This window comes from Streptomyces racemochromogenes (genome assembly GCF_039535215.1).
In the GTDB taxonomy this organism is placed as follows: Bacteria; Actinomycetota; Actinomycetes; order Streptomycetales; family Streptomycetaceae; genus Streptomyces; species Streptomyces racemochromogenes.
The window spans coordinates 4,389,244-4,405,596 of sequence record NZ_BAAAWT010000001.1 but is presented as its reverse complement, the minus strand read 5'-3'; the positions used below and the strand labels follow the sequence as shown (position 1 = coordinate 4,405,596).

General features: G+C 72.9%; 14 protein-coding genes and 1 pseudogene. 9 read left to right on the top strand and 6 right to left on the bottom strand.

Translation table 11 applies throughout. The features are described 5' to 3' along the window. Positions 1 to 57: 57 nt before the first annotated feature. Positions 58 to 1,389: a nicotinate phosphoribosyltransferase gene (locus tag ABD973_RS20285; protein WP_125821251.1), complete on the top strand. Its 1,332-nt coding sequence runs from the start codon at positions 58 to 60 to the stop codon at positions 1,387 to 1,389. Positions 1,390 to 1,523: 134 nt separating this feature from the next. Next, positions 1,524 to 2,108 carry a nicotinamidase gene (locus tag ABD973_RS20280; RefSeq protein ID WP_125596093.1) on the top strand — a complete coding sequence of 195 codons (585 nt, stop codon included), beginning with the start codon at positions 1,524 to 1,526 and terminating at the stop codon, positions 2,106 to 2,108. Positions 2,109 to 2,114: 6 nt separating this feature from the next. On the opposite strand, the gene ABD973_RS20275 is transcribed toward ABD973_RS20280, so the two are convergent. Together ABD973_RS20275 and ABD973_RS20270 are read right to left on the bottom strand one after the other, a co-directional pair. Further along, positions 2,115 to 2,417, bottom strand: coding sequence for a hypothetical protein (locus tag ABD973_RS20275; protein ID WP_125596090.1), 303 nt, complete (start codon positions 2,415 to 2,417; stop codon positions 2,115 to 2,117). Between the two features lie 112 nt (positions 2,418 to 2,529). Further along, entirely contained in the window at positions 2,530 to 4,941 is a 2,412-nt protein-coding gene (locus tag ABD973_RS20270; RefSeq protein WP_125821252.1) for an immune inhibitor A domain-containing protein, read from the bottom strand. Between the two features lie 419 nt (positions 4,942 to 5,360). On the opposite strand from ABD973_RS20270, the gene ABD973_RS20265 reads away from it, so the two are divergent. Next, positions 5,361 to 5,717 carry a hypothetical protein gene (locus tag ABD973_RS20265; RefSeq protein ID WP_345501341.1) on the top strand — a complete coding sequence of 119 codons (357 nt, stop codon included), beginning with the start codon at positions 5,361 to 5,363 and terminating at the stop codon, positions 5,715 to 5,717. Positions 5,718 to 5,791: 74 nt separating this feature from the next. On the opposite strand, the gene ABD973_RS20260 is transcribed toward ABD973_RS20265, so the two are convergent. Continuing rightward, complete coding sequence (locus tag ABD973_RS20260; protein WP_125821254.1) at positions 5,792 to 6,511, bottom strand: RDD family protein; 720 nt, start codon at positions 6,509 to 6,511, stop codon at positions 5,792 to 5,794. Positions 6,512 to 6,600: 89 nt separating this feature from the next. Then, positions 6,601 to 8,055 carry an RDD family protein gene (locus ABD973_RS20255; RefSeq protein WP_345501338.1) on the bottom strand — a complete coding sequence of 485 codons (1,455 nt, stop codon included), beginning with the start codon at positions 8,053 to 8,055 and terminating at the stop codon, positions 6,601 to 6,603. Positions 8,056 to 8,345: 290 nt separating this feature from the next. Here ABD973_RS20255 and ABD973_RS20250 point away from each other — a divergent pair, with 290 nt between their 5' ends. After that, a complete protein-coding gene (locus tag ABD973_RS20250; protein ID WP_125821256.1) occupies positions 8,346 to 8,825 on the top strand; it encodes an SsgA family sporulation/cell division regulator in 480 nt (159 codons plus the stop codon). A gap of 50 nt (positions 8,826 to 8,875) precedes the next feature. Here the strand turns inward: ABD973_RS20250 and ABD973_RS20245 are convergent, their stop codons facing one another. Then, entirely contained in the window at positions 8,876 to 10,246 is a 1,371-nt protein-coding gene (locus ABD973_RS20245; RefSeq protein ID WP_345501336.1) for an FAD-binding oxidoreductase, read from the bottom strand. 96 nt (positions 10,247 to 10,342) lie between these two features. On the opposite strand from ABD973_RS20245, the gene ABD973_RS20240 reads away from it, so the two are divergent. Further along, entirely contained in the window at positions 10,343 to 11,884 is a 1,542-nt protein-coding gene (locus ABD973_RS20240; protein WP_241253249.1) for a tetratricopeptide repeat protein, read from the top strand. 246 nt (positions 11,885 to 12,130) lie between these two features. On the opposite strand, the gene hppD is transcribed toward ABD973_RS20240, so the two are convergent. Continuing rightward, a complete protein-coding gene (gene hppD / locus ABD973_RS20235) occupies positions 12,131 to 13,276 on the bottom strand; it encodes a 4-hydroxyphenylpyruvate dioxygenase (protein ID WP_125821258.1) in 1,146 nt (381 codons plus the stop codon). A 129-nt stretch (positions 13,277 to 13,405) separates the two neighbouring features. On the opposite strand from hppD, the gene ABD973_RS20230 reads away from it, so the two are divergent. From ABD973_RS20230 to ABD973_RS20215, 4 genes and pseudogenes are all read left to right on the top strand, one after another. After that, positions 13,406 to 13,876, top strand: a complete 471-nt coding sequence (locus ABD973_RS20230) for an Lrp/AsnC family transcriptional regulator (protein WP_125821259.1) — start codon at positions 13,406 to 13,408, stop codon at positions 13,874 to 13,876. Between the two features lie 79 nt (positions 13,877 to 13,955). After that, on the top strand, positions 13,956 to 14,552 hold the full coding sequence (locus ABD973_RS20225; protein WP_125821260.1) for an ArsR/SmtB family transcription factor: 597 nt from the start codon (positions 13,956 to 13,958) through the stop codon (positions 14,550 to 14,552). A 55-nt stretch (positions 14,553 to 14,607) separates the two neighbouring features. Continuing rightward, positions 14,608 to 14,820, top strand: a complete 213-nt coding sequence (locus ABD973_RS20220; protein ID WP_164720894.1) for a hypothetical protein — start codon at positions 14,608 to 14,610, stop codon at positions 14,818 to 14,820. Then, a pseudogene (locus ABD973_RS20215) lies at positions 14,817 to 16,107 on the top strand (MFS transporter). The gene ABD973_RS20220 and the pseudogene ABD973_RS20215 overlap by 4 nt, the downstream one beginning before the upstream one ends. Positions 16,108 to 16,353 lie beyond the last annotated feature (246 nt).

Below are 16,353 nucleotides of genomic sequence, written 5' to 3'. Positions count from 1 at the left end.
CACAAACGGGCCCCCACATCTCGTCACTTTGACGAGATGTGCGCTAGCATCCGTGGCATGAACCCTGCGGACCTGGGCCTGCCGGTGGACGTGCCGTCGACAGCGCTCTTCACGGATCACTACGAGCTGACGATGCTGCAGGCCGCCCTGGCGAACGGCACCGCCGAACGCCGCTCGGTCTTCGAGGTCTTCACCCGGCGGCTGCCCGAGGGGCGGCGCTACGGGGTGGTGGCCGGTACCGGGCGCGTCCTGGACGCCGTGGAGAACTTCCGCTTCGACGGCGCGGTACTGGAGTTCCTGCGGGAGCGGGCCGTCGTCGACATGCGGACCCTGGACTGGCTGGCGTCGTACCGCTTCTCGGGTGACATCTGGGGATACCCGGAGGGGGAGGTCTATTTCCCCGGCTCGCCCGTCCTGCGGGTCGAGGGCAGCTTCGCCGAGTGCGTCCTGCTGGAGACGGTCGTCCTCTCGATCCTCAACCACGACTCCGCCATCGCCGCGGCCGCCTCCCGGATGGCCTCGGCGGCCGGCGAGCGCCCGCTGATCGAGATGGGCGCGCGCCGCACCCACGAACTGGCGGCGGTCGCGGCCTCGCGGGCCGCGTACGTCGGCGGCTTCACCTCCACCTCCGACCTGGCGGCGGGCTTCCGGTACGGGATCCCGACGGTCGGGACCAGCGCGCACGCCTTCACCCTCGTCCACGACAGCGAGCGGGACGCCTTCACCGCGCAGGTCGCCTCGCTGGGCAGCGGGACCACCCTGCTGGTGGACACGTACGACGTCGCCGAGGCCGTACGGACGGCCGTCGAGGTCGCCGGAACGGACCTGGGCGCCGTACGCATCGACTCCGGCGACCTGCTGCTCGTCGCGCACCGGGTGCGGCAGCAGCTGGACGAGCTGGGCGCGACGCGCACCCGGATCGTGGTCACCTCCGACCTGGACGAGTACGCCATCGCCTCGCTGGCGGCGGCGCCGGTGGACGCGTACGGGGTGGGCACCCAGCTGGTGACCGGCAGCGGGCACCCGACGTGCTCGATGGTCTACAAGCTGGTCGCGCGGGCCGCCTCGGCGGACCCGAAGGCACCGCTGGTGCCGGTGGCGAAGAAGTCCTCGGGCGGCAAGACGTCCGTCGGCGGCCGCAAGTGGGCGGCGCGCCGGCGCGACTCCGCGGGGGTCGCGGAGGCCGAGGTCGTCGGCACCGGGCCGGTGCCGGCCGCGCTGGCCGGCTCGCAGCTGCTGGTGCAGCTGGTGAAGGCGGGCGAGGTGGTGGCCCGCGAGCCGCTGGAGGCCGCGCGCGACCGCCACCGGGCGGCCAGGGCCGGGCTCCCGCTCTCGGCGACGCAGCTGTCGCGCGGCGAGGCCGTGATCCCGACCGAGACGCCTTCTTAGCGCGCCGCCGGCGGGGGCCCGGCCCAGGGCCCGTGATCACAGGTTCGGGGAGGGGCGGGGCAGGGGAAGAGGACCCGCGGGGCCCGCCGCGCCGCACCGCACGACCACACACACCGACCCGAAGGACACGCGACATGCACCGCGCACTGATCGTCGTCGACGTACAGAACGACTTCTGCGAAGGCGGCAGCCTCGCGGTCACCGGCGGCGCGGACGTCGCCGCCGCGATCACGGAGCTGATCGGGCAGAGCACCCCCGGCTACCGGCACGTCGTGGCCACCCGGGACCACCACGTCGACCCGGGGTCCCACTTCGCGCGGCCCCCGGCCGAGCCGGACTACGAGACGTCCTGGCCGGTGCACTGCGTCGCCGGGACCGAGGGCGTCGGCTTCCACCCGAACTTCGCCCCCGCCGTCGCCTCCGGGGCCGTCGCCGCCGTCTTCGACAAGGGCGCCTACGAGGCCGCGTACAGCGGTTTCGAGGGCACCGACGAGAACGGCCGGGGCCTGGCCGAGTGGCTGCGCGACCGGGACGTGAGCGAGGTCGACGTGGTCGGCATCGCCACCGACCACTGCGTGAAGGCCACCGCGCTCGACGCCGCCCGCGCCGGCTTCACCACCCGCGTCCTGCTGGACCTGACGGCCGCCGTGGCCCCCCACACCACCGAGAAGGCCCTGGAGGAACTCCGCACGGCCGGCGTGACCCTGGTGGGCGGCTGAGCCCCCTCAGCCGCCCAGGAGGGCGCGGATGGGGTGCCAGAGTTCGTGGCCCGGGTCGGGGGCGCCGCGCCACAGGAGGCCGTCGGGGTGGTGCAGGACGGCGGTGACCTCGTCCGGGGTGGGGGGCTGGGCGTTGCCCCTCAGGTACACGGCCCGCATCCCGAGGTTCCGCAGCCTGGTCAGGGCGCGGGCCCGGTTCACGGCGTGCACCAGCACGCGTACGTCGCCGCCGTCGCCGGACGGCCTCGGCAGCGTGAGCGCGACCACCACGCTGCCGCCTGGCAGTCTGACGAAACCTCCACCGGGCATGATCCTCAGCTCCCCCGTCAATAAGAACAGTCGTCCCCGCATCTAAACGCGATCGGCCGCCGCCCGCTAGAGGGCGACGGCCGATCATGTTTTGACCTGCGGCTTTACCGAATTACTTGGCGGCGGGGCCGACCTCGATCGTCATCTGGAGGCCGTCGTAGGTCTCCTTCGCGATCTTGATCTTGGTGTTGGTGTCAGCGACCTTCACCGAACCGGTCGGGTTCTCGTCGTAGTAGTACTTGCCCTTGTGGTCGTCGAAGACCAGGTTCGCGGGCTTCGGCTTGACGAAGAGCGACTCGCCCTTGTTGTGCAGGGTGAACGCGTCCGTCGAGTACGCGCTGAACGTGGCGTCGTACGGCTGGATCTTGTTGCGCAGCAGGGTGCCGTCCGACCACTTCATCGGCTTGGCGTTGGCGTCGATCGGCAGGATCAGACCCGAGCCCGGGTGCTGGCTCGTGTTGTTGTCCTTCTGGGACTTGTCCCACAGCCAGATCAGCAGGCCGTCCTGGTACGGGTAGTGCTCGACCCAGTTCGGCTTGGTGTTGGCCCAGCCGAAGTTGTACGGGCCGGCCTTGAGGGTGCGGTCGTAGGAGACGTAGCGGCGGTTCTCGGCGATGTAGTACTGCGGGTACTCCTTGGTGAAGCCCGCGCCGATGCGCTCGAAGCCCTTGCCGGTCCAGCCGTTGTCGCCGTTCTCGGCGCCGTCGGTGAACAGCGTGGCGCCGTCCGCGGTCAGGGTGACGGCGTCGGCCGTGAAGCCCTTGCCGCCCGCGCCGCCGTCCGTCTGGTAGCGGAAGCGGAGGTCGACCTTCTTGCCCGCGTAGGCGTCCAGCGGGAAGTTCAGCGACTTCCAGGCGCCGGAGGTGCCGGTCAGCGACGGGCTGCCGGAGGCGTCGGCCGGGATGGCCGCGCCGTCGGCGGTGCCGGCCAGCGCGTGCCAGGTGGCGCCGCCGTCCGTGGACACCTCGGTGTAGAGGAAGTCGTAGTCGGCCTCGATGTCCCACCAGCCCTTGAGGGAGAGGGCGGCGGACTTCTTGCCGGTCAGGTCGACCGAGCGGGTCAGGGTGTTCTTGAGGTCGTCACCCATCTGGCTCCACCACTGCGAGGAGCCCTCGGCGGGAGCGACGATGTCGGTCTTGACCTGCTTCTTGGGCAGCTCGACGACCAGTGCCTGCTTGTCCTTGGTGTTGTACTCCGACACACCCAGCTTGTGGGTGGACTTCGTCGCGGCCTTGGCCTGGTCGTAGTTCAGCCAGCCCAGCTGCAGCTTGTCCCAGGCGGTCATGTCGCCCGGGAGGTCGCCTATGGAGTCCTTGCCGTTGCCGAGCCAGGAGCCGGCCGACATCAGGGACCAGAAGCCGACCGAGTTCTCGCCGCCACCGGAGGTGTCGTAGAGGTCCGGCAGACCGAGGTCGTGGCCGTACTCGTGCGCGAAGACGCCGAGGCCGCCGTTCTCCGGCTGCATCGTGTAGTCGCCGACCCAGATGCCGGTGTTGCCGATCTGGGTACCGCCGGCCTTGTTGTTCGCCGGGCCGGTCTTGCCGACGTCGGTGCCGTACGCGTACCAGCGGTGCGCCCACAGCGCCGTCTTGCCCTGCACGCCGCCGCCGGCCGACTCGTCCTCGCCCGCGTGGACGATCTGGAAGTGGTCGATGTAGCCGTCGGGCTCGTTGAAGTTGCCGTCGCCGTCGAAGTCGTTGCGGTCCCACTGGTCGTACTGCGCCAGCTGGGCCTTGATCTGCTCGTCGGTCTTGCCGGCCTTCTTCTGGGCCTCCGTCCACGCGGTGACGCCGTCGCGGACGGTGTCCCACACGTTGGAGCAGTTGGTCTGGCCGCAGTAGTTCGAGCCGTAACGGCCCTCGTTGTACGGGACCTTGACCCAGTCGGCGACCTCGCCCTCGACCGAGTAGCGGCCCGAGGAGGTCTTCTCGTAGTAGGTCTTCAGCGAGTCCTTGCCCTGGCCCGTACCGAAGTACAGGTCCTGGAAGTAGTCGCGGCTGAAGTCCTTGCGCCAGGCGGTGCTGTTGTTCGACGCGCGGTCGGGCTGCGCGATCGTGTTGTGCAGCGGGCCGGGCGTGCCGCCGTACTTCGGCTCCGGCGGCTTCGGGCCGGTCGGGCCGTCCGGGTCGAACATGGTCGTGTTGTCGACCTGGTCGCCGAACTCGACGAGGATCGTGAAGATCTTGTCGGTCTTCTCGCGGCCCAGCTCGACGTACTTCTTGTCGTCGAGCTTGACGACCTTCGAGGCCCCGCGCTGCTCGACGTTCTTCTTGCCCGCCAGCACCTGGTCAAGGGCCGCTTCACGCGCCTGCGCGTTCTGCTTGCTGAACGGGGTCTCGAGGTTGTGCTGGACCTGCTCCTTCGCGGGGGAGCTCGGGTCCTGCTTGTCGGCGGCCGGAGCGCCGCCCCAGCTGCTGTCGGCCTGGGCCGTGGTGATGAAGGCGCCCGAGGCCGCGGTGGCGGCCAGGGTCACGCCGACGGCGGCGGCGCGCAGCGCGCGACGCCTGGTGGAGTTACCGGTCACTTGATGTCGTTCCCCTCCCGCGGCCGCGACGTAGGTCGGAACATCTCCGTAGGAGTGGGGGGTTCCGCGCGGCGCGCGTCTCAAGTGACGACATTTGACCGGAGAGTCTAAAGAAAAGACAGACCTTGACTTCTTCCTTACAACTGCACTATGCGGTCAGCGAGTTCCGCTATTCGGACGTTCCGTCGCCATACGGGCTCATCCGGGGCGAAGGCCTCCGCTTGCCGGGTCCCGCGGCCGGTCGCGCGGCCGGTCGTGCGACACCGTGCGACGCCGTGCGCCCCTCCGTGCACCGGCACCGTGGGTAAGGTCACGCTTACTTGCCGCTCCGTCCGGGCATCCCTCACGGGAGTCACTTGACGCGTGCGCGATCTGTCGATGCGACTCCCACCCTCCACGCCTTGAGGACGGAAAACGCCATGCCGCGTCCGACTGCCGCACAGCTCGCCTACGGCTCCGCCACCGTCGTCGTGTCGACGATCGCCATGCTGCTGCTCTCGCAGACGAGCACCGGGATCGGGGTCGCGGTCATCTCCGCCGCCGCGCTCGCCCTCGGCCTGCTGGTCGCGCTCACCGTGCCGCTCCCGCGGCGCCGGGGCCGGCACGCGGCGCGGCGCGGCGGGGCGCAGGCATCCGCCGCCGGGGCGGCCGGGGCGGGTTCCGGCGGGGGTTCCGGCGGGGGTTCCGGCGCGCGGGACGGGGCGGCGGCGGGAGCGGGTGCCTCCCGGGTGCCCGAGCCCCGGACCGCCTCGGCGGACCACCCCGTCCACCACTGACCGGACACCGGCGCGGGCGGCCGCCCCCACCGGGGTCGGCCGCCCGCGCGTGCCCTCGTACGAAGGGATCCGGCTCAGGTCGCGGTGACCACCACCGTCTTGGCCACCTTGTCGTGGAGCCCCTGCCGGTACGGCTTGTCGACGAGCATCGACACGATCAGCGCGAGCGGCCACAGGCAGAAGCAGCACACCAACGCCGGCACCCAGAGCACGACGCCGCGGCCGAGCGCGGCGCCGGAGGGCGGCACGCTGCCGTCGTTGAGCATGGCGACGCGCAGGCCCATGGCCCTCTTGCCGACGGTCCGCCCGTTCTTGTGCGTGAACCACCAGTCGTAGCCGACGTACGCGACGATCGTGATCAGCGTCCACACCAGGCCCGTGCCGCCGTACGACTTCGTGATGACCTCGGTGACGTCCTCACCCTTGTCCGTGTCCACGACGTACCGCCGGGACCCGAAGGGCAGTTGGATGAGGAACAGCGGTACGCCGACGATCAGCAGGTCGATCACGCGCGCGGCGAGCCGCTTGCCGAAGTCCGCGAGCGGGGGCATCCCGGCGAGCGGATCGGGCATGCCGTGGCCGCCACCACCGCCGTACGGGTCTCCGGGCCCGCCGCCGTACGGGGGCGGGGGGTAGCCGCCGGGGGGCGGGGGCGGGGGGTAGCCGCCGCCACCGGGGGGCGGGGGCGGCGAGCCGTACGGCGAACCGCCCGACGGGGGCGTCGGATCGTGGGGCTTCTTGAGGAACGGGTCGTCCTCGGGGGGCTGGCCCGGCGGCGGCTGGTCGGTGCTCATGGCCCGAGTCGAACCCGGCTCCGCGCGCCCCGCAACGCGGCCGCGTCCGTCCGGGGCACGGGCCCGTCGCGGCGGCGGCGGCCGCCCCCTCAGCGGGTCACGAACGTCCCGGCGGCGCGGTCGTGCCAGGCCCGCCTGCGGGGGCGGTCCACCAGGCACCACAGGCTGCCCGGCAGCCCCAGGAAGGCGTACACCAGCCAGCGGCCCAGGGCCGCGCCGAAGCCGGGCGGGCGCAGGGTGGCGGTGGCCAGCACCCGCACGCCGAGCAGCTTCTTGCCCGGGGTGAGGCCCCAACGGGCGGTGGGCAGGGCCTCGTAGAGGACGCCGAAGAGCAGGACGGCACCGAGTACGAGGCCCAGGTAGCCGGCGGTGGTGGCGTCGAGCAGGTACACGGTGGTGGTGCGGCCGCTCGCCCGGGCGGCGTCGACCTTCGCCTCCAGATGGGCCGTCACCCTGGGTACGACGGGCACCGCGACGGCCGCGGCGACGGCGGTGTGCACGAGGGAGTCCAGCAGCCGTGCCACCCCCCGCCGCCCCAGCCCCGCGGGCCGCACGGCCCGCTCCGCCATCCGCTCGAAGACGGCCCGGCTGTCCTCCCGCGCGGGTGCCTCCGGCGGCGGTACGGGGGCACCCGCGCGGGACCCCGAGGGCGCGGGGGCGGGCTCAGGGACGCGGCGTTCGGCGGCGGGGCGTTCCGGGGCGTGGGCCCGTACCGCGCTGGCGTCCCGGGGTTCCGGCCCGGGGGCGCGTCCCGCCGCCGGGGTCCGGTGCTCCGGGTCGGGGGCCGGTGCCGGCCCGGGGGTCCGGCGTACCGTCGCCGGCTGCTGGGGGTGCTGCGGGTGCGGCTGCGGGTGCTGCGGCTCCTGCGGCCGTTGCGGCGGGGTGTGCGGGGTGGCCTCCGGCCAGCTGGAGGTGAGGCCCGAGGTGCCGGCGCCCGGGGCGTCGGGCCAGGCCGGCGGGCGGGCCGACAGGATGCCGACGCTCTCGGCGGCGGCCTGCGCCGGGAGCCGCTGCGCGGTGGCGGCGGCCGCGGGCCGGGCCAGGGAGATCCCGGCGGGCCGGCCGGGCTCGGGCTCCGCCGGGTCGCCCCAGGAGACCCGCGCGTCGCGGGGCCCGCCGAAGCCGGCCTGGTGGACGGGGTCGACCTGCCACCCGCCCGGCCCCCGGCCCGGCTCGGCCCCGCCACCGCCCGGGCGCGGCTCCGGTTCCGGTTCCGCTGCGCCGCCCCGGCCGGGGTCCGGGGTTCCGCCCCACTGCGGGCCCGGGGCGGAGTCCCGGAGCCGGGCCGGGGCGGGGTCCCCGTGGCCGGCGGGGCCCCACGGCGTCGGGCCCGGGTCCCGCAGGGCCTCCGTCATCGAGGTGTCGTCCAGGAAGACCGGCCCCGTCTCCTCCACCCGGACGGCCGTGGGAACGGCGGCGGCGGGACGGCTCGTACCCGGGACCCAGGACGCGCCGTTCCAGTACCGGACGTACCCGGGGATGGACGGGTCGGGGTAGTAGCCCTCGCGGGCCGCGTGCTCTCCGTCACCAGGGGAGGCCGTCAATGTCCCCAACTCCGATCGTGGCTTGAGGCTTGTGCAGGGGAGGACCCAAGGGGAGGACCATAGCCAAGAACCCCCGCCCGGCAGGTCCGGTAACGGGAGATTCCAAACGTTCGGGCGAACCTCGCCCCACCCCCACCCCACCCGACGGGTTCCGGTCAGCCGACAGGTTTCGGCCAACCTGACATTCGGTGCGGAAACCCGCGTCATACCCGGGCACGAGGGTGCTCTCTCCTCGTGCGGGGCGAGATCCGCCCCGCGTCCGCAGACGAACCCACCGAAGTGAGGCCGCGATGCACCACCCCGTCATCGAGCGCGAACTCGAGCTGAAGCTGGTCCTGTCCCCCGAGCGCAGCATCCCCGTCCCCGCGAAGCTGCTGTACCTCACCGACGACCCCTACGCCGTGCACGTCACCTTCCACGCCGGCTCCAGCACCCCCGTCAACTGGACCTTCGCCCGCGAACTGCTCGTCGAGGGGGTGTTCCGCCCGTGCGGCCACGGCGACGTCCGGATCTGGCCCACGAAGATCGACAACCAGTCCGTCCTGTGCATGGCACTGAGCTCCCCCGACGGCGACGCCCTTCTGGAGGCCCCGGCCGGCTCGGTGTCGGCCTGGCTGGAGCGCACCCTGCGCGTGGTCCCGCCGGGGACGGAGGCGGAACGGCTCGGTCTGGACGCCGCCCTGGCCGAGCTGCTCACCCCCACCCCCGCCGACGAGCTGTGGCTGCGCGACCCGTGGCCCTCGGACGAGGCCGCGGACGGCGACCTGTGAACGGCACCCACGGCACCAACGGCACCCCGTACGACGGGACGACGCGGACCTCAGAAGAGCTTGCCGGGGTTCAGCAGCCCGAGCGGGTCGAAGGCCTGCTTCACGGCGCGCTGCATCTCCAGTGCGACCGGCCCGAGTTCGCGGGCCAGCCACTCCTTCTTCAGCACCCCCACCCCGTGCTCCCCGGTGATCGTCCCGCCCAGGGACAGCCCCAGGGCCATGATCTCGTCGAAGGACGCCCGGGCCCGCCGCGTCTCGTCCTCGTCGGCGGGGTCGAAGCAGACCACCGGGTGGGTGTTGCCGTCGCCGGCGTGCGCGCAGACGCCGATGAGGAGGTCGTGCGCCGCGGCGACGACGGCCGTCCCCTCCAGCATCTCGGCCAGCCGCGAGCGCGGTACGCACACGTCGTCGATCATCGTCGCCGGCCGGAGCGCCTCCAGGGCGGTGAGGGACATCCGGCGGGCCTGGAGCAGCAGTTCCGACTCCGCCTCGTCCTCGGCGGGTACGACGGACGCCGCCCCGGCGGCGGCGCACAGCCTGCCGACGGCCTCCAGGCCGGCGGGCGCGTCCGGGGTGTCGAAGGCGGCGAGCAGCAGTGCCTCCGTGCTCTCGGGCAGGCCCATCTTCCCGAGGGCGTTGACGGCGCGGACGGTCGTACGGTCCATCAGTTCCAGCAGCGAGGGCGTCAGGCCCGCCTCCATGACGGCGCAGACGGCCTCGCAGGCGGCGGCGACCGAGGGGAACTCGGCGGCGAGCGCCAGCTGCCGGGGCGGCGCCGGCCGCAGCGCGAGGACGGCCCCGACCACCACCCCGAGGGTGCCCTCGGAGCCGACGAACAGCCGCGTCATGTCGTACCCGGCGACGCCCTTGGCGGTACGGCGGCCCGTGCGCAGCAGCCGCCCGTCGGCCAGCACCACGTCCAGCCCGAGCACGTACTCGGCGGTGACGCCGTACTTCACGCAGCACAGCCCGCCGGACGCGGTGGCGATGTTGCCGCCGATGGTGCACTGCTCCCAGCTGGAGGGGTCGGGCGGGTAGAAGAGGCCCTGTTCGGCGACGGCCCGCGAGAGGACCGCGTTGACCACGCCCGGTTCGACGACGGCGATCCGGTCGACGGTGGAGACCTCCAGGATCCGGTCCATCCTGACGAGGGACAGCACGATGCAGCCGTCGGAGGCGTTGGCGGCCCCCGAGAGACCGGTGCGGGCGCCCTGGGGGACCACGGGGACCCGTAGGGCGGTGGCGGTGCGCATGACGTGCCGCACCTGTTCCACCGTCCGCGGCAGGACGACGGCGGCGGGGGTGCCGGCGTCGCAGAAGCCGGCGGTGTCGCGGGCGTAGGAGGCAGTCACCTGAGGGTCGGTCAGCAGCGCCCCGGGCGGGAGTCCTTCGCCGAGTCGCACGATGAGATCGTCATCCATGTGGCCACAGTGGCAGCCGGGGCCATCGGTGTGAACACGGCGGCGACCGGCTTCGGACACCTCGGCGGGCTCTTCATATTGACGCACAGTGAGCGCATGCACGGTTTCGACGAGCAATCTCAGCAGCCCGCGCCGCCCGTGACCTTCACCGGACGCAAGACGGTCGTGGCGGCCGCGGTGGCGGTGGTCCTGATCGCCGGGGCCCTGCTGATCCGCCCGGCCCGTACCGGTGACGACGCCCGCCCGCCGGGGCCGAGCGAACGGGCCGCGTCGGCGGTGGGCATGGGTGCCCCGGCGGCGGCGGTGGACCTGACGGCGCTGGTGGCGGACCGGGAGAAGTGGGTCGCCTCGCACGCCGACGACGACGCTTCGTGGGCGGTGCTCGGGTCGGCGTACCTGGAACAGGCCCGGCGGACGGCCGATTCCGCCTGGTACCCGAAAGCGGAGAAGGCGCTCAAGCGGTCGCTGGAGGTCCGCCCCGCCGAGAAGGGCAACTTCGACGCGATGACCGGCATGGGCGCGCTGGCCGACGCCCGGCGGGACTTCGTGACGGCGCGGAAGTGGGGCGAGCTGGTCCGGGCGCAGGCGCCGCGGCGCTGGACGGCGTACCCGGTCCTGGTGGACGCGTACACGGGCCTCGGCGACTACAAGGCCGCGCAGCGGGCGATGGACCGGCTGATGGAGCTCCGGCCGGGCCTGGCCGCGCACCTGAGGGCGGCCCAGGTGTACCGGGACCGGGGCTGGCGCGAGGACGCGGTGGTGGCGCTGGAGGCGGCGGGCGGGGAGGCGAAGGCCCCCGCGGAGAAGGCGTACGTGCTGTTCCGGCTCGGGGAGCTGGCGTGGGAGCGCGGCGACCCGGCGGAGGCGCTGCGCCAGTACGAGGCGGCGCTGCGCACCGACCCGGCGCAGGGCGAGGCGCTGGGCGGCCGGGCCAGGGCGCTGGCGGCCCTGGGCCGGGGCGGGGAGGCGGTACGGGACTACCGGCTGGCGCTGGGCCGCACCCCGGTGCCGAGGCTGGCGCTGGAGCTGGGCGAGCTGCTGGACTCGCTGGAGCGGCCGGAGGAGGCGCGGGTGCAGTACCGCTCGCTGGCCGCGCTGGCGGCGGCGGGCGCCGCGAACGGGGTCAACGAGGAGGTCGTCCTCGGCCTGTACGAGGCGGACCACGGCGATCCGGCGCAGGCGGTGCGCCGCCTGTCGGCGGAGTGGGCGCGGCACAAGAGCGTGCAGGTGGCCGACGCGCTGGGCTGGGCGCTGCACAGGGGCGGGGAGGACTCCGAGGCGCTGGAGTACGCGAAGAAGGCGACCGACCTCGGGCTGCGGAGCGCCGAGTTCTCGTACCACCGGGCGATGATCGAGCGGGGGCTGGGCGACGAGGCGGCGGCGCGGCGGAGCCTGCAGACTGCGCTGCGCACGAACCCGGTGTTCTCCCCGGTGCGGGGGCCGCTGGCGAAGGAGGCCCTGGCGGCGATCGGGCAGCCGCCGGCGGGCGGGCCGGAGAACATGCAGCCGCGCACGCCGTGGGTGGCTCCGGAGCTCCCGAAGCCGAGGGCGGCGGCCCCGAAGCCGAAGCCTGCGGCGGCCAAGCCGAAGTCGCGGCCTGCGGCGCCGAAGCCGAAGTCCCCGTCCGCCGGCACGTAGCGGGCCGCTGCGCGGGGCGAGGTCCCCTACCCGCCCTTCCACCGTTCCCCGGGCGCTGCCCGGACCCGCGCCTCAAACGCCGGCGGGGCTGCATACAGCCCCGCCGGCGTTTGAGGCGCGGGGGTCTGGGGGCGGAGCCCCCAGGAGGGGTCCGGGGCGGAGCCCCGGGGAACGGGCGAAGGGCGGGTAGGGGACACGGCCCCGCCGGGCACCCGGCGGAGCCGCCCCCGCAGCCGAAGCCGCAACCTACAGGTTGCCGCGCTTCTCCTGCTCCCGCTCGATCGCCTCGAACAGCGCCTTGAAGTTGCCCTTGCCGAAGCCCATCGACCCGTGCCGCTCGATGATCTCGAAGAACACCGTCGGGCGGTCCTGCACCGGCTTGGTGAAGATCTGCAGCAGGTAGCCGTCCTCGTCCCGGTCCGCGAGGATCTTCAGCTCGCGCAGCTCGTCGATCGGCACGCGGGTGTCGCCGACCCACTCGCCGAGGGTGTCGTAGTACGTGTCCGGCACGGACAGGAACTCCACGCCCGCCGCGCGCATGCTGCGCACCGTCGAGACGATGTCGTTCGAGGCCAGCGCGATGTGCTGGACGCCGGGGCCGTTGTAGAACTCCAGGTACTCGTCGATCTGCGACTTCTTCTTCGCGATCGCCGGCTCGTTGATCGGGAACTTCACCTTCTTGGTGCCGTCCGCGACGACCTTCGACATCAGCGCCGAGTACTCGGTGGCGATGTCGTCGCCCACGAACTCCTTCATGTTCGTGAAGCCCATGACCTTGTTGTAGAACGCGACCCACTCGTTCATGCGGCCCAGCTCGACGTTGCCGACGCAGTGGTCGATCGCCTGGAACGTCCGCTTGGCCGGCGCCGCGACCAGCGGCTCGCGGGCCACGTAGCCCGGCAGGTAGGGGCCGGTGTAGTCGACGCGCTCGACCAGGGTGTGGCGGGTCTGGCCGTAGGTGGCGATGGCGGCGAGCACGACGGTGCCGTTCTCGTCCTTGACCTCGTGCGGCTCGTCCAGGCCGCGGGCGCCCTGCTCGACGGCGTAGGCGTAGGCGGCACGGGCGTCCGGGACCTCGATGGCGAGGTCGATGACGCCGTCGCCGTGCTCGGCGACGTGCTCGGCGAGGAAGCGGCCGTGGTCGGTGGTCGCCTTGATGACGGAGGTCAGGACGAACCGCGCGGAGCCGTTGGTCAGGACGTAGCTGGCGGTCTCGCGGCTGCCGTTCTCCGGTCCGGAGTAGGCCACGAGCTTCATGCCGAAGGCGGTGGAGTAGTAGTGCGCGGCCTGCTTGGCGTTGCCGACGGCGAAGACGACCGCGTCCATTCCCTTCACCGGGAAGGGGTCTGCCTCACGCGCGGTCTGCGGGGTGGTGTCCAGGGTCTCAGTCATGAGCGCAGATTCCCGCGCTTCCACAAGCTGCGCAATAGTTTCCATTTCCGCTGTACAGAATGCCCAGCCGAGCCGGAGGATGACTGAGAGATCTGTGCAGTATGACCAGCCGATCGAGGGAAGGTTTCCATGGGCATCGACGAACTCGACGGCCGCCTCATCGTCCTGCTGGCGCGCGAGCCCCGCATCGGCGTGCTGGAGGCCTCCCGCCGGCTGGGCGTGGCGCGCGGCACGGTCCAGGCGCGGCTGGACCGGCTCCAGTCGAACGGGGTGATCCGCGGGTTCGGCCCGCAGGTGGACCCGACGGCGCTGGGGTATCCGGTGACGGCGTTCGCCACGCTGGAGATCAAGCAGGGGCAGGGGGCGGACGTACGGGCGCACCTGTCGGGCGTTCCGGAGGTGCTGGAGCTGCACACGACGACCGGGCACGGGGACATGCTGTGCCGGCTGGTGGCGCGGTCGAACGCCGACCTCCAGCGGGTGATCGACCGGGTGGTGGGCTTCGGGGGGATCGTGCGGGCGTCGACGGCGATCGTCATGGAGAACCCGGTGCCGCTGCGGATCATCCCCCTGGTGGAGCAGGCGGCCGCGGACGGCTGAGGGCGGGCTCGTCGAGTTCCAAAGAAGAGTTTGCAAAGAAACCCTTGCAGAGAAGCCTTTGCAACCTTACGGTTGAGCCATGCCCGACAAGAACGCCGAAGGCCCGCAGCAACAGCCCGTGGTCCGCACGCTCGACGCCCGCTCCCTGCGCGGCCTCGCCCACCCCCTGCGCATGCGCATGCTCGCCGCCCTGCGCCACGACGGACCCGCCACCGCCTCCCAGCTGGCGGAGCGGCTCGGCGAGTCCAGCGGCTCGACCAGCTACCACCTGCGCCAGCTCGCCGCGCACGGCTTCGTCGAGGACGCACCCGGACACGGCAAGGGCCGCGAACGCTGGTGGAAGGCCGCCCACGACGGCACGGCCTTCGACGAGTCGCTGATGTACGACGGCGACCCGGAGACGCGCGGCGCCGCCGACGCCTTCCTCCACGAGATCGCGACGATCCACACCCAGGAGATCAGCACCTGGCTCGGCGACGCCCACAACTGGTCCAAGGAGTGGCGGGCCTCGTCGGACCTCAGCGACTTCACGCTGCGCCTGACGCCCGCCCAGAGCCATGAACTGATCCACCGGATGCACGAACTCGTCAACAGCTACCGCGACCTGCCGCAGGCCGAGGGCGCCGAGTCGGTCCGCTTCCACACGCACGCCTTCCCGCGCCGCGGCAACGCCTGAGCCCCGACCCCGGCCCCGCACCTCCACCCCGCGTTCACCCAGAAGGAGTCCTGCCATGCACACCTTCCCGCACGCCCTGACCCACGCCGCCCGCACCGCCGAACTGACCGCCGAGGCCGCCGCCTGGCGCCTCGCCCGAGAGGCCGCCCCCGCCGCTCCCGCCCTCCCCGCCCTGCGCAACCGCCTCGGCGAGGGTCTGATAGCCGTCGGCACCCGCCTGCTCCAGCCTGTCCCCGCCCACGCCCGCGTCCGGCACCAGGCCGCATGAGCCGCCGGCCCTTCACCGCGGTCCTGGCCGCCAACACCATCTCCATCGCCGGCAGTTCGCTCACCCTCATCGGCGTCCCGTGGTTCGTGCTCCAGACCACGGGGAGCGCCGGCCGGGCCGGGGTCGTCGCCTTCTGCGCCACCCTCCCGGTCGTCGTCGCCGCCCTGGTCGGCGGCCCGGTCATCGACCGGATCGGCCGCCGCCGGGTCTCCGCCGCCTCCGACGTGGTCTGCGCCGCGTCGGTCGGGGCGATCCCCCTCCTGCACCACGCGGGGCTCCTCGAGTTCTGGATGCTGTGCGCGCTGATGGCCGTCGGCGGCCTCGCGCACACCCCGGGCCTGACCGCCCGCTACGTCCTGCTCCCCAGCCTCGCCGAGCACGCCGGCACCACCGTCGCCCGCGCCGCCGGCCTCTACGACGGGGTCTCGCGCGGGGCCCGGATGATCGGGGCCGCGATGGCGGGCGTACTGATCGCCGCCCTGGGTGCGGAAGCGGTTCTCCTCCTGGACGCGGCCACCTTCGCCGCCTCCGCCCTGCTCGGCCTTCCTGCGCGGGGTCGCCGCCGCCGAGCCCCAACGCACCGGCGAGAAGCCCTCGTTCGCCGCGTACCGCACCGACCTGGCCGAGGGCCGGCGGTTCCTGACCCGCTCACGACTCCTGCTGGGCATCACCCTCATGGTGATGGTGACCAACGGCCTCGACCAGGGCTGGTCCTCCGTACTCCTCCCGGTCCACGGCCGCGAGGACCTCGGCGACGCGACCGCCCTCGGTCTGATGGTCTCCCTCTTCGGCGGCTTCGCCCTGCTCGGGGCGCTGCTCTACGGGGCCTGGGGCCAGCGCTTCCCCCGCCGGGCCGTGTTCGCGGGCGCCTTCCTGATCTCGGGCGCCACCCGCTACGTGGTCGCCGCCGTCACCGACACCCCGCTGCCCCTCGCGGTGACCATGGCCCTGTCCGGCCTGGCCGCGGGCGTGCTCAACCCGATCCTGACCACCGTGGTCTACGAGCTGGTGCCGGAGGACATGCGCAGCCGGGTCTCCAGCGTGAGCATGGCGGGCAGCGAACTGGCCATGCCGATGGGCGGCCTCGCGGCGGGCCTGCTGGTCGACGCCTTCGGCGTGACCCCGGCCCTGCTGGCGTTCGCCGCCGTCTACCTCCTGGCGACGCTGATCCCGCTGGTCTTCCCGTCCTGGCGCGGCCTCGACGGAAAGCCCTCCGTCAGCAGGACGGAACGTCCCCGTTCCGGTTCAGCGCCCGCAGCGAGCCCACCGCGTCCGTCAGCGAAGTGACGGGGATCAGGCAGCTTCCAAAGCAACAAGGCTCCGCTTTGATGAGCCGGGGGTCTAGCACCCCTCCGGTCACCGATCGAGCCTCCAGCCGCAGTCGCCCGCCCAACTTGGCGCCTGCACCGCAACCGCCACCAAACAGCAAAACGGCCCCCTCAAGCTGTCACCCGCCGGGGCCGAAACTTTACACTTGAACGCTAAAGGACATCTGAGCTCGCTCCACACCCTGGCGCCTGGCCAACGTCACCC

Coding starts and splice junctions, on each gene's coding strand:
- ABD973_RS20285 (WP_125821251.1), top strand. CDS start 58: ATGAACCCTGCGGACCTGGGCCTGCCGGTGGACGTGCCGTCGACAGCG.
- ABD973_RS20280 (WP_125596093.1), top strand. CDS start 1,524: ATGCACCGCGCACTGATCGTCGTCGACGTACAGAACGACTTCTGCGAA.
- ABD973_RS20275 (WP_125596090.1), bottom strand. CDS start 2,417: ATGCCCGGTGGAGGTTTCGTCAGACTGCCAGGCGGCAGCGTGGTGGTC.
- ABD973_RS20265 (WP_345501341.1), top strand. CDS start 5,361: ATGCCGCGTCCGACTGCCGCACAGCTCGCCTACGGCTCCGCCACCGTC.
- ABD973_RS20260 (WP_125821254.1), bottom strand. CDS start 6,511: ATGAGCACCGACCAGCCGCCGCCGGGCCAGCCCCCCGAGGACGACCCG.
- ABD973_RS20250 (WP_125821256.1), top strand. CDS start 8,346: ATGCACCACCCCGTCATCGAGCGCGAACTCGAGCTGAAGCTGGTCCTG.
- ABD973_RS20245 (WP_345501336.1), bottom strand. CDS start 10,246: ATGGATGACGATCTCATCGTGCGACTCGGCGAAGGACTCCCGCCCGGG.
- ABD973_RS20240 (WP_241253249.1), top strand. CDS start 10,343: ATGCACGGTTTCGACGAGCAATCTCAGCAGCCCGCGCCGCCCGTGACC.
- hppD (WP_125821258.1), bottom strand. CDS start 13,276: ATGACTGAGACCCTGGACACCACCCCGCAGACCGCGCGTGAGGCAGAC.
- ABD973_RS20230 (WP_125821259.1), top strand. CDS start 13,406: ATGGGCATCGACGAACTCGACGGCCGCCTCATCGTCCTGCTGGCGCGC.
- ABD973_RS20225 (WP_125821260.1), top strand. CDS start 13,956: ATGCCCGACAAGAACGCCGAAGGCCCGCAGCAACAGCCCGTGGTCCGC.
- ABD973_RS20220 (WP_164720894.1), top strand. CDS start 14,608: ATGCACACCTTCCCGCACGCCCTGACCCACGCCGCCCGCACCGCCGAA.